Here is a 9,579-nt window from a genome sequence, read left to right on the forward strand (position 1 = left end):
CGGGGCGACGGGGTGGGTGGAAGAAGAGGTAGGGCGGCGCATCCGCACCGGGCTCGCCGCTTCCGCCTTCACTCTTCGAACTTCGGCGGAAAAATTGCGGCGCCCTGGAATGACCAGCGGAGATATCTTTTCCCCCTCACCCCACGCTCGCCGTCACCACGGCCATCACCGACAGCAGCAGCACGATGGTCACGAGCTGGAGCGAGGCGACCGGCTGGGTGCGCCAGGCCGTGATCTTGTCGGACAGCGACAGATGGGCTTCGAAGAACTTTGGTTCGTAGACGGTCTTGAAGAAGGCGGGGAAGCTCGGGCCGAGGGTCACGGCGAGCATGGCGTGGGCGAGCGAGGCGATGGCGACGAAGATGGCGACGCCGGGGTCGCCGACGAGGTCGTGGTTGCCGACGAGCTTGAGCAGGAACGTGGCGGCGGCGAAGGTCGGGAAGCTCTGGAGGATCGCGGTCAGCGCGAGGCCTTCGAGCGCGTTGTGCAGGCGGGACTTTCTGGCGGTGGCGATAGCGGCCATGGCACGTCTCCCTGTTGACATGCGGATTACGTTAGTCGCGTCGGGAGCGGAGTGATGTGAGGTGGGTCACGCGGTGCGGCGGCCCCGCCCAAAGCAGCGGGCGGGGCGAAGGACCTCAGAGCTGGCGGAAAAATACCAGGTAGATGGCGAGGCCGATCGTCGAGAACGACAGTAACACGCCGAGCCAATTGTATTTGACGCCCCGCGAGCGGAACACGCTTCTGATGAAAGCAACGAGGAGGCACAGGAACAGGATTGTGAGGACGACGCCCCAAAAGAACTTCCCGGCGTCCATCGTCCCCTCGCCCGACTCAACCTCAGCGTTAGCGATTGGAACTTACCATCGAGGCATGCCGGACAGAAGACGGTGGGCGCGAAGTTTTCCGTGCCTCTACAGCTTCCCCTGTCCGTTCACCTGGCTCTGCTGCTGCTGCTGCTGCTGCTGCCTTTCCTGCTCCTTCGCATGATGGCGGCCGTAGATGCAGCCGGCGGCTGCGCCGAGCACGCCGTGATGGCCGGCATAGTGGCCGGCGACGCCGCCGACGACGGCGCCCTTGATGCAGCCCTTGGCGTTGGCGGCGGAGGTCGCGCCGCAGATCAGGAGCGCGGCGGCGACGGCGAGAAGCGGGGCTTTCATGGATTGATGTCTCCGGATGCGATGTCGGCATCTCAACGAGTGCGGATAGCCGCGGGTTCCCCGCGCGCAGCGCATGGCAAACCGCGCCCGCCGATGTGCACACGGCGTCATCGCGGCACGCGAAAACCCGCCCGAATTCTTGCATGCGCAGACGCGCGCAACCTTTAATTGCACCCCCATGAACCGGGCATTGCGCTCGCGCGTCATAACGACAATCACCCTGTGTTTCGTGGATTGGATGGGCGAGCGTGTCGCGCGACAGCGTCGCAATCCGCGGGTGGTGAAGGCAGGTGCTGCATGACGGTCGAATCGCTGAACAGGCAGCGCGTGCTGCATCTGCTCGACGCCTTTGCGCGCGGCGATATCGAGGCCGCGCTGGCGTGCTGCACCGACGACGTCGACTTCCTCACTCATGCGCCCATCGACGTGCTGCCGCACATGGTGCCGCGCCACGGCAAGGCCGAGCTGCGTGAGCTGTGGCAAACGGTCTGGTCGCGCTATTCAGAGATCCGCTACAAGGCGCCGCATATCCTGGCCGAGGCCGAGGCGGTCGCGATCTACATGCAGGCCTATTTCAGGAAGCGCAGCAACGGCCGCATCGTGCAATTCGACATGGCCGTGTTCTACACCTTCCGCGGCGGGCTGGTGGCGGAGATCCGAGAGATCATCGATTCCTACGATCTGGTGCAGCAGGTGCTGGAGCGCGAGATCGGGCCGCTGATCTTGGGGGCGCGGGTGGACTGATCCTCCTCTCGCCGCTGGAACCCGCACGCGAGCCGCCGGGACCCGGAAGATTACGGGGTTCTATTGCAAATCTCACATATCGCCATCAATTGTGCATTGCGAAAACGTGAATTGCGTTTTGGCCGAAATCGGGTATTTTATTCGTATACAAATGAGTTGAGCCCCACCGCCTGACTGCGCCTGGGGTCGTTTTCCGTTTTTCTTTCGCAAAGCCAGCTTCAGGACTGCCCAAAATGACAGAGCACAGCCTCTGGCGTTTCTCGCGCGCGTTGCACCGCGCGATCAACGACCGGCATTTCGAGGACATCGAGGCCCTGATCGACGAGGACGTCGAATGGGCGCTCTACGGCCCGATCGACATGTTTCCGTTTCTCGGCGCGCGCCAGGGCAAGGACGCCGTGCTCGACGTCATCTGCCAGCTCGCCGACAATTTCCAGGTCCGCCGCTTCGACCGCGAGAGCATCATGCTGGGCGTCGATTCCGCCGCCTCGATGCTGCGTTATTCGCTGACGGCACTGGATTCCAACAAGCCGATCAGCTTGCGGGTCGCGCAGTTCGCCCAGTTCAGGGCGGGCAAGCTCACCAGCATGCGCGTCCTGATCGACACCTTCGACCTCGTCGAGCAGGCACTCGGCCGCGCCATTCATCTGCCGAAGATGGCCAGCGTCGGCTGAGGGGGACGCCAACGGGCCCCGCTGTTCGGGACCGATGACAATGCCTGACGCGACGTCCTGGCCTCCAGCCCCGCCGGATGCCGTCGTGCCGGAAGCTCGTCGTCGGGCGCGCGCCTTTCGCGCGGCCCGTTGGTTCGCGTCCCCACGCGAGTTGCCACAATTTCGCAACGATAAATCCGCATTGATGCAGGCAGACCGAATGGCGCATGGTCATCACCAAGGACCGTCTTATATTGGCGGACAACATGCGCTGGGGTTGGCGGGCAGGACGATGGAATTCTCGACAGGTTTCGGCTGGGCCAGGCTGCCGGTGCTGGCGGCCGCGTTCATCTTGGGCTCCGTGCTGACGGTTTCGGCGCAGATCATTCCGCCCTTCTCCCCACCCGCGTCCGACGAGGCCGAGACCGAGACGGCAGAGGCCCCCGACGTCAACGACCCCGACGTGCTCAAAGGCATCGACGTCGACAAGCTCGACTGGAGCCAGCTCGCGGTCGATGCCGGCACCGGCATTGACCCCATCGCCGCCAAGAAGCGCGCCCAGGCCGCCGCAAAGGACGGCCTCGACTGGTCGTCGAACGCCAATGCGAACGGCTCCTCGGCGGTGACGGTGAAGCAATCCGTGTTCTCGTTCTGGGATACGCGGATCGGCGCCGATATGACGGTGACCAGCGAGCCGCGGACGATGTCCGAGCTGCTGGCGCAAAAGGCCACCAATGGCGGCAACCTGCCGCAATCCTCCGGCAGCGCCTGGGCGACCGCGACCGCGCCCGGCGCTGGAGTGATCTGGGACAAGACCGCGGTGGAAGCCCGCGTCGATCCCGGCTCGGAACACAGCAAGCTCGGGGCCTCGCTGACCAAATCGGTGCCGCTGTCCGGCGACACCTCGCTGACGCTGCAGAACGGCTACAGCGTCAACCAGCAGGGCACGGGTGCGGTCCCTGGCATCGGCGGCCACATCACCCGCAATTACGAGACCGACCAGACCGCCAAGGTCACCCTCACCGACACCGGCACCAGCGTTACCGCCGGCCAGACGCTGTCGACCACCGACGACAAATGGCTGCGCAAGGTCGGCGCCGAGCAGAAGCTGTTCGACAACGTCACCGTCTCCGGCTCGGTCGGCGAGACCTCGCAAGGCGCGATCAACAAGAGCGTGACCGCGGGTTTCAAGAAGAGCTGGTAGGCCGACGCGCCGCTCTCTCCCCTCATCCTGAGGAGCGCTCCGAAGGAGTGCGTCTCGAAGGATCGAGGTCCCCGTTGCGGCAGCGGGGCCTGCATGGTTCGAGACGCGCTTCACGCTCCTCACCATGAGGAGCTGGAACGGTCGCTGCCGCAGCGACGTTCACACTCTCCTAACCATACGCCACGGCAAAACCCCCGAATGGTCCGCCCTTGCCGCATCTCGGCCCATTTGCGGCCCAATTCCGGCGCCCTGATGCGGGCTGCCTCACAGACGTCGTCGTGCGGGGGACACTCGCGCTGCGCTCAACGCGAACAGGGGAATAACGATGAACGCCATGCGTCCGGAAAAGACCGAAGCCGCCGAGACCGAGACGGTCGACACCAACCTCGCTGCTGTCACGGAAGTCGAAGCCGGCATCCGCGACTTCGTCCGCAACGACATCGCCTATCTGCGCCGTCCGGCGGCGACGACCACCGACGCGGCCCCGCTCGATCCGAGCGCGGAGGCCACCGTCACCAACGTCAACTCGCTGATCCAGCGCGTCGCCGGCACCTCGCTCGCCGAGATCGAGAATCTGATCTCGGAACTCGAGAGCCTGCGCGACCTGCTGCATGCCGAGGGCCAGCGCGTCCAGCGCGAGATCTCCGGCTATGCCCAGCTCAGCCAGGCCGCGATGAAGTCGACGCGGATGATCGCCGACAACGTCTCGCAGTGGAAGCGCGCCGCCGACGGCCTGCGCAATAGCTGATCGCTGAAACTACGCATCACCGGCCGCCGCGTTCCGCAAGGAGCGCGGCGGTTTTGATTCTGGGAGTGATGAGGACGCACACGTTCCCAACGAATGGTGTCATCGCCCGGCTTGACCGGGCGATCCAGTATTCCAGAGAAGCCAGTGATTGATCCGAGAGGCCGCGGCGTACTGGATGCCCCGGTCAAGCCGGGGCATGACAGCGGAGGGCTTGGCTAGCCGCAACGCCACCACGCCTTTGAACCCTCCGCCGTTTCCCAACGACCAATGCCAAGCGCCCGCTTCTCTTGCGGCCGGGCCGGGGGACATCTCATGGAAAGCATTCGGCCCGACAACACGGACCCGATATCGCTGCGGCCCGCGCAAAATCAGCTCGGCACGATCATGCTGCGCTTTGTCGGATTGCTGATGGTTGCGGTCGCGGTGCTGGCGTTCGTCTATAGCCGCTGAGGCGGGACCGTTTTCCGGCCCCGAAAACTTAACAGATTCTTACCGGCTCGCGTCGACGGCCGAGGCTTCCAGGGTGTAGGCGCCATCGGCATAGCCCTTCACCACCATGCCGGCGACCAGCATCACGGCCAGCGTCGCGGTAGCGAAGATAAATCCAACAAACTTGAGTGCGCCGCGATCAGCCATGGTCCTCGTCCCCTGTCTCTGCCCAATTCGTTTCAATTAGACAGCGACAGGTTCATAATTAGTTAGCAACTCACTGGTTCCGCCAAACTGCTTCGCGGTAACCATGTTGCGCAGGCTTATGGCAGCCGCCCGGAATCGCGTCCATAGCGCGCGGGCAACACTCGCGCACTCATTTGGAACGTTCATCTTGGAACAGATCTAACGCTCTTTCGCGCGCATCGGCACGAAGGCGCTGGCGGTGATGGAATAGACGTCCTCGCCGCGCTGGTTGGTGCCGGTGGTGCGGGCGGTCAGGATGCCCCAGCCGGGGCGCGAGGCCGAGGTGCGCTTGTCGGTGACGACGTTGACGTAAGCGACGGTGTCGCCGGCAAGCACCGGCCTGATCCAGCGCAGATCGCGAAAGCCCGGCGAAGGCCCCCACACCGCAACCTCCTCACCGCGCGATACGGCCTCGCGCGCCAGGCGCTGGCCGTCGGCGACAAGCAGGCTCATGCAGGCCGAGCCGACATGCCAGCCCGAGGCGGCGAGCCCGCCGAACAGCGAGTTCTTGCCCTCCTCTTCGTCGAGATGAAAGCGCTGCGGATCGAATTTCGCGGCGAAATTCTTGATGGCCTCGGCCGTGAACGTATAGGTGCCGATCTCGCGGCGCTGGCCGATCTCGATGTCGTCGAAGAACCGCATCAGATCGCCCCCTTGCGCCGCTTGATCAGGATCGGCGAGGTCATCTCGCCAAGCGCCTGGCCCTGGGCATTGCGCACGGTGCATTTGAACTTGACGATGCCGAGCTCGGGGCGGCTCTTCGAGGTGCGGGCCTCCAGCACGTCGACGTCGAGCGTGAGATCGTCGCCGGGCCGGAGCGGCGAGAGCCAGCGCACCTCGTCGACGCCGGGAGACCCCAGCGACGCGGCGCGGGTAATAAAACCGTCGGCCATCATCCGCATCATCAGCGAGCAGAGGTGCCAGCCTGAGCCGGACAGACCACGCAGCATGCTCTTGGCTGCGGCCTCCTCGTCCAGATGCATCGGCTGCGGATCGAACTCGGCCGCGAAGGCCAGAATCTCGTCGCGGGTGACGTGGCGCGGGCCGAATGTTCCGAACCGGCCGGGCGGGAAATCTTCGAAGGTCAGGGTCATCTTGGGATTGGCTAGCGGAAATGACAGATTGTGGCCGCACTTTGCGGCAATCTCAACCCGCCGGCCCGCATGGCTCGTGCTACATACGGGGTGGCGGCGTTGGTCTTGAGTCGGATCAACCGAGGGCCAAAGATCCATTACCAAGGCCCGATGCCCTGGGGAGAGCAATGTTTTCATTCAGCGATCTGTTTCAGTGGGACCGCTTCATCACGCCGACGATCATCAAGACCTTCTACTGGCTGGTGATCGCGCTGATCTGCCTGTTCGGCCTCTCCGGCATCTTCTCCGGCCTGGCTGCGATGGCGATCAGCCCATTCGGCGGCTTCCTGGTGCTGCTGTCGTCGATCGCCAGCGTCGTCGTCGGAATCGTGTTCTCGCGCATCGCCGCGGAGCTGATCCTGATCGTCTTCCGCATTAACGAGCATCTGGGCGCCATCCGCGACCAGGGCAGCGGGATGAAGTGAGCGCAGGTGCCGTAGGGTGGGTTAGCCGCAGGCGTAACCCACCACTGTCTATCTCCGCGGAAGCAGAAGAGGTGGATTACGCTGCGCAAATACGCTTCGCGTATCTGCGGGGCTAACCCACCCTAAGGCACCGATGTTCGCGGCTTACGTATTAAACCTGAAATGCATCACGTCGCCGTCGGCGACGACGTATTCCTTGCCTTCGAGGCGGAGCTTGCCGGCATCGCGCGCGCCGGCTTCGCCGCCGAGCCCGACATAGTCCTCATACGCAATCGTCTCTGCGCGGATAAAGCCCTTCTCGAAGTCGGTATGGATCACGCCCGCCGCGCCCGGCGCCTTGGTGCCGCGGTAGATGGTCCAGGCGCGCGCTTCCTTCGGGCCCACCGTGAAGTAGGTGATGAGGTCGAGCAGCGTGTAGCCGGCGCGGATCAGGCGATCGAGGCCGGCTTCCTCTAGACCCAGCGTCTCCAGGAAGTCGGCGCGCTCTTCACGCGAAATGGTGGCGATCTCGGATTCGATCTTGGCGGAGATGACGACGGCGACCGCGCCTTCCTTGGCGGCCTGCTCCTGCACCGCCTGGGAGAACGCATTGCCGGTCGCGGCCGAGCCTTCCTCGACGTTGCAGACATAGAGCACGGGCTTGGACGACAGCAGGCCGAGCATGCCGAAGGCGCGCTCCTCCTCCGCCTTGCGCTCGACGAGGCGCGCGGGCTTGCCTTCACGCAGCAGCACCAGGGTGCGGTTGACGAGGTCGAGCTGCTCCTTGGCGTCCTTGTCGTTGCCCTTGGCCTTCTTGGCGAGGTTGTCGACGCGCTTCTCGAGGCTGTCGAGATCGGCGAGCATCAGCTCGGTCTCAATGGTCTCGATGTCGGCGAGCGGGGCGATCTTGCCCTCGACATGGGTGATGTCGGAATCCTCAAAGCAGCGCACGACATGCGCGATGGCGTCGACCTCGCGGATGTTGGCGAGGAACTGGTTGCCGAGGCCCTCGCCCTTGGAGGCGCCGCGGACGAGGCCAGCGATGTCGACGAAGGTCAGCCGGGTCGGGATGATCTGTCCCGACTTGGCGATCGCCGCGAGCTTGTCGAGCCGCGGATCGGGCACGGCGACCTCGCCGACATTCGGCTCGATGGTGCAGAACGGATAGTTCGCGGCTTGCGCCGCGGCCGTCTCGGTCAGCGCATTGAACAAGGTCGACTTGCCGACATTGGGCAACCCGACGATTCCGCATTTAAATCCCACGAGCGTTATTCCTTGCCGTTCTCGTCCTTGGTCAAAAATCCCTTCGCCTGCATGGCGAGATGCACCCTGTTGGCGAAGGTTGCATCCGTGCCCTTGGCGACCAGGCCTGCGTGCTCGGCCACCGCCTCGCACAGCGTCGTCACCCAGTCGTTGTCGGCCTTGGCGAAGTCCGACAGCACGTGGCCGTGCACCAGTTCCTTGACGCCGGGATGACCGATGCCGAGTCGCACCCGGCGATAGTCGTTGCCGATATGCGCCGAGATCGAGCGCAGGCCGTTATGGCCGGCGATACCGCCGCCGATCTTCACCCGCACCTTGCCCGGCGGCAGTTCGAGCTCGTCGTGGAACGCGGTGACGTCGCCCATGGCGATCTTGAAGAAGCTTGCGGCTTCCTGCACGGCGCGGCCGGAATCGTTCATGTAGGTCGTGGGCTTGAGCAGGATCACACGCTCAGTGCCGAGCGTGCCTTCCGAGGTCTCGCCCTGAAAACGACGGCGCCATGGTGCGAAACCATGACGCCGCGCGATCTCGTCGACGGCCATGAAGCCGATATTGTGCCGGTTACGTGCGTATTTAGCGCCGGGATTGCCGAGCCCAACAAAGAGTCGCATGACGCGGCGCGCCCCTCGCTCGGCACGCGGTCAGGGACCGCGCGCCAGCTTTGAGAGATTACTTCTTCTTGTCGCCGCCGGCGGGAGCCTTGGCAGCAGCCGCCGGAGCAGCAGCAGCCGGAGCCGCAGCGCCAGCCGCCGGAGCAGCCGCAGCAGCGCCAGGAGCTGCAGCCGCAGCCGCGGCCTTCTGCTCTTCGGCGTAGCCGGACGGCGGCACGATGGTGACGAGGGTTGCGTCCTCGCGGGTCAGCGCCTTCACGCCGCTCGGCAGCTTGACGTCGGACAGATGCAAGGAGTGACCGATTTCCAGCGCGCCAACGTCGGCCTCGATGTACTGCGGGATGCTCTCGACACCGCATTCGAGCTCGATCGCGTGGGCGACGATGTTGACGGTGCCGCCGCGCTTCACGCCCGGGGAGGCTTCCGACTTCACGACGTGCAGGGGAACGCTGATGCGGATGGTGGCGCCTTCGCCGAGCCGCATGAAGTCGACATGGATCGGGAAGTCCTTGACCGGATCGAGGTGGTAATCGCGCGGAATCACGCGGTGCTTCTTGCCGTCCAGTTCGACGTCGACCAGCGTGGTCAGGAACCGGCCGGCGAGGATGCGCTGGCGCAGTTCGCGATCGTCAACCGAGATCGGGAGCGGGGGCTGGTTGTTACCATAGATCACTCCGGGCACTCTCCCGGCGCGACGCTCAGCCCGGGCGGCCCCCTTGCCGCTCTTCGGACGTGCGGTCGCCTTCAATTCCTTGACGGTCGTCGCCATGTCGTTAAGTCCTTGTTTTTGCAAAAGTTAATGGGCCGCAGCGCGGCCCATGGCATCGTTCGCAGCAAGCCTCCAGGGGTGCGGGGGCCACGAACTGGCGGGCTTTTACCCGGAAGATGCGGAAATGACAAGGAGAATGGGCGGACACCCTCCCCTGGAGGGGGAGGGTCGGCTCACATTGAGCGCAGCGAAGTGTGAGACGGGGTGGGGTGATC

General features: G+C 64.6%; 15 protein-coding genes. 6 read left to right on the forward strand and 9 right to left on the reverse strand.

Annotation, left to right across the window (positions count from 1 at the left end):
- Positions 1-136 precede the first annotated feature (136 nt).
- From CV770_RS39390 to CV770_RS39400, 3 genes are all read right to left on the reverse strand, one after another.
- Positions 137-523: a hypothetical protein gene (locus CV770_RS39390; protein WP_104466145.1), complete on the reverse strand. Its 387-nt coding sequence runs from the start codon at positions 521-523 to the stop codon at positions 137-139.
- Positions 524-638: 115 nt separating this feature from the next.
- Complete coding sequence (locus CV770_RS39395) at positions 639-818, reverse strand: hypothetical protein (RefSeq protein WP_091958475.1); 180 nt, start codon at positions 816-818, stop codon at positions 639-641.
- A 96-nt stretch (positions 819-914) separates the two neighbouring features.
- The gene (locus CV770_RS39400) at positions 915-1,160 is read right to left on the reverse strand and encodes a hypothetical protein (protein ID WP_104466146.1); all 246 of its coding nucleotides are present in this window, start codon (positions 1,158-1,160) and stop codon (positions 915-917) included.
- 297 nt (positions 1,161-1,457) lie between these two features.
- Here CV770_RS39400 and CV770_RS39405 point away from each other — a divergent pair, with 297 nt between their 5' ends.
- The 5 genes from CV770_RS39405 to CV770_RS42985 all read left to right on the forward strand — a co-directional run bounded on the left by CV770_RS39405 (position 1,458) and on the right by CV770_RS42985 (position 4,959).
- Positions 1,458-1,904, forward strand: coding sequence for a nuclear transport factor 2 family protein (locus CV770_RS39405; protein WP_104466147.1), 447 nt, complete (start codon positions 1,458-1,460; stop codon positions 1,902-1,904).
- Positions 1,905-2,137: 233 nt separating this feature from the next.
- Entirely contained in the window at positions 2,138-2,578 is a 441-nt protein-coding gene (locus CV770_RS39410) for a nuclear transport factor 2 family protein (protein WP_104466148.1), read from the forward strand.
- 271 nt (positions 2,579-2,849) lie between these two features.
- A complete protein-coding gene (locus CV770_RS39415; RefSeq protein ID WP_201760244.1) occupies positions 2,850-3,761 on the forward strand; it encodes a hypothetical protein in 912 nt (303 codons plus the stop codon).
- A gap of 325 nt (positions 3,762-4,086) precedes the next feature.
- A complete protein-coding gene (locus tag CV770_RS39420) occupies positions 4,087-4,509 on the forward strand; it encodes a hypothetical protein (RefSeq protein WP_091958487.1) in 423 nt (140 codons plus the stop codon).
- A gap of 312 nt (positions 4,510-4,821) precedes the next feature.
- A complete protein-coding gene (locus CV770_RS42985; RefSeq protein WP_201760245.1) occupies positions 4,822-4,959 on the forward strand; it encodes a hypothetical protein in 138 nt (45 codons plus the stop codon).
- Between the two features lie 39 nt (positions 4,960-4,998).
- Here CV770_RS42985 and CV770_RS42990 read toward each other — a convergent pair whose 3' ends face one another.
- From CV770_RS42990 to CV770_RS39430, 3 genes are all read right to left on the reverse strand, one after another.
- Positions 4,999-5,145 (reverse strand): hypothetical protein, encoded by a 147-nt coding sequence (locus tag CV770_RS42990; RefSeq protein ID WP_018318322.1) that lies wholly within the window; start codon positions 5,143-5,145, stop codon positions 4,999-5,001.
- A 198-nt stretch (positions 5,146-5,343) separates the two neighbouring features.
- A complete protein-coding gene (locus tag CV770_RS39425) occupies positions 5,344-5,826 on the reverse strand; it encodes a MaoC family dehydratase (RefSeq protein ID WP_091958490.1) in 483 nt (160 codons plus the stop codon).
- Positions 5,826-6,278, reverse strand: coding sequence for a MaoC family dehydratase (locus CV770_RS39430; protein WP_104466150.1), 453 nt, complete (start codon positions 6,276-6,278; stop codon positions 5,826-5,828). Before CV770_RS39430 ends, CV770_RS39425 begins: the two co-directional genes overlap by 1 nt.
- A 167-nt stretch (positions 6,279-6,445) precedes the next feature.
- Here CV770_RS39430 and CV770_RS39435 point away from each other — a divergent pair, with 167 nt between their 5' ends.
- Complete coding sequence (locus CV770_RS39435; protein ID WP_091958499.1) at positions 6,446-6,742, forward strand: DUF4282 domain-containing protein; 297 nt, start codon at positions 6,446-6,448, stop codon at positions 6,740-6,742.
- A gap of 144 nt (positions 6,743-6,886) precedes the next feature.
- Here the strand turns inward: CV770_RS39435 and ychF are convergent, their stop codons facing one another.
- From ychF to CV770_RS39450, 3 genes are read right to left on the reverse strand one after another with little or no spacing between them, the layout of a single operon-like run.
- Entirely contained in the window at positions 6,887-7,984 is a 1,098-nt protein-coding gene (gene ychF / locus CV770_RS39440; protein ID WP_104466151.1) for a redox-regulated ATPase YchF, read from the reverse strand.
- 5 nt (positions 7,985-7,989) lie between these two features.
- The gene (pth, locus tag CV770_RS39445; RefSeq protein ID WP_104466152.1) at positions 7,990-8,595 is read right to left on the reverse strand and encodes an aminoacyl-tRNA hydrolase; all 606 of its coding nucleotides are present in this window, start codon (positions 8,593-8,595) and stop codon (positions 7,990-7,992) included.
- A 58-nt stretch (positions 8,596-8,653) separates the two neighbouring features.
- Positions 8,654-9,364 carry a 50S ribosomal protein L25/general stress protein Ctc gene (locus CV770_RS39450; protein ID WP_091958509.1) on the reverse strand — a complete coding sequence of 237 codons (711 nt, stop codon included), beginning with the start codon at positions 9,362-9,364 and terminating at the stop codon, positions 8,654-8,656.
- Positions 9,365-9,579: the final 215 nt, after the last annotated feature.

Source organism: Bradyrhizobium sp. AC87j1 (genome assembly GCF_002936975.1).
Classification (GTDB): domain Bacteria; phylum Pseudomonadota; class Alphaproteobacteria; order Rhizobiales; family Xanthobacteraceae; genus Bradyrhizobium; species Bradyrhizobium shewense.

What these genes read in the sequence shown, in the direction of transcription:
- CV770_RS39390 (WP_104466145.1), bottom strand. Translation starts at nt 523, where the DNA reads ATGGCCGCTATCGCCACCGCCAGAAAGTCCCGCCTGCACAACGCGCTC.
- CV770_RS39435 (WP_091958499.1), top strand. Translation starts at nt 6,446, where the DNA reads ATGTTTTCATTCAGCGATCTGTTTCAGTGGGACCGCTTCATCACGCCG.
- CV770_RS39450 (WP_091958509.1), bottom strand. Translation starts at nt 9,364, where the DNA reads ATGGCGACGACCGTCAAGGAATTGAAGGCGACCGCACGTCCGAAGAGC.
- CV770_RS39395 (WP_091958475.1), bottom strand. Translation starts at nt 818, where the DNA reads ATGGACGCCGGGAAGTTCTTTTGGGGCGTCGTCCTCACAATCCTGTTC.
- CV770_RS39415 (WP_201760244.1), top strand. Translation starts at nt 2,850, where the DNA reads ATGGAATTCTCGACAGGTTTCGGCTGGGCCAGGCTGCCGGTGCTGGCG.
- CV770_RS42990 (WP_018318322.1), bottom strand. Translation starts at nt 5,145, where the DNA reads ATGGCTGATCGCGGCGCACTCAAGTTTGTTGGATTTATCTTCGCTACC.
- CV770_RS39410 (WP_104466148.1), top strand. Translation starts at nt 2,138, where the DNA reads ATGACAGAGCACAGCCTCTGGCGTTTCTCGCGCGCGTTGCACCGCGCG.
- CV770_RS39400 (WP_104466146.1), bottom strand. Translation starts at nt 1,160, where the DNA reads ATGAAAGCCCCGCTTCTCGCCGTCGCCGCCGCGCTCCTGATCTGCGGC.
- pth (WP_104466152.1), bottom strand. Translation starts at nt 8,595, where the DNA reads ATGCGACTCTTTGTTGGGCTCGGCAATCCCGGCGCTAAATACGCACGT.
- CV770_RS39425 (WP_091958490.1), bottom strand. Translation starts at nt 5,826, where the DNA reads ATGCGGTTCTTCGACGACATCGAGATCGGCCAGCGCCGCGAGATCGGC.
- CV770_RS39430 (WP_104466150.1), bottom strand. Translation starts at nt 6,278, where the DNA reads ATGACCCTGACCTTCGAAGATTTCCCGCCCGGCCGGTTCGGAACATTC.
- CV770_RS42985 (WP_201760245.1), top strand. Translation starts at nt 4,822, where the DNA reads ATGGAAAGCATTCGGCCCGACAACACGGACCCGATATCGCTGCGGCCC.
- CV770_RS39420 (WP_091958487.1), top strand. Translation starts at nt 4,087, where the DNA reads ATGAACGCCATGCGTCCGGAAAAGACCGAAGCCGCCGAGACCGAGACG.
- CV770_RS39405 (WP_104466147.1), top strand. Translation starts at nt 1,458, where the DNA reads ATGACGGTCGAATCGCTGAACAGGCAGCGCGTGCTGCATCTGCTCGAC.